This is a genomic window from Bartonella sp. AP57NXGY (genome assembly GCF_042195805.1).
Taxonomy (GTDB): Bacteria; Pseudomonadota; Alphaproteobacteria; order Rhizobiales; family Rhizobiaceae; genus Bartonella.
Genome location: NZ_JBHIOZ010000673.1, coordinates 1 through 545, shown reverse-complemented (window position 1 = coordinate 545; position 545 = coordinate 1). Strand labels below are relative to the sequence as shown.

Annotated in this window: 1 pseudogene; it reads left to right on the top strand. The window is 43.5% G+C overall.

What is annotated here, in order from left to right:
* Positions 1–545, top strand: a pseudogene (locus ACFIL8_RS12585) (phage late control D family protein); the annotation flags it as partial.

The following is a 545-nucleotide window of genomic DNA, read 5'->3' as shown; positions in this document are numbered from 1 at the left end:
GATACATTTGAAGCAGAGTTTGACGATAGTGGCAATGATTTAGAGGTTCCCTCAAGCAACAGCACTCTGCAAGTGATCTTTGGTTATGAGAACAGCATCAGTGCATTTATGGGGTGTTTTGTTGTCGAATCGGTTGTAAGTTGTGGTGGCAGTGATGGAGAGATTTTGCGCCTTTGTGGCAAAAGTGCCTCGATGCGTAAAGAGCTCAAAGAACAGGTGAGTGAACATTTTGACCACCAAACCATTGGTGAGATTGTGGAGACACTTGCCAAACGCCATGGCTATCAAGCAAAGGTCAGTCCCCAATTTACCAAACAAATTTTGCCTTATGTGATTCGAACAGATCAATCGGCGGTTGATTTTTTAACCCGCCTTGCTGACCGCATGCGGGCACGTTTTTTGATCAAGGACAATAAGTTTTTGTTTTTAAGCGGAGATAATTTACCAGCACTCGAACTTCATAAGCACGACTGTTCCAACTGGGAATTCACATTAGAACCACGCACGCAATATGGCACTATTGAAGCTTCTTATTTTGATCGCTC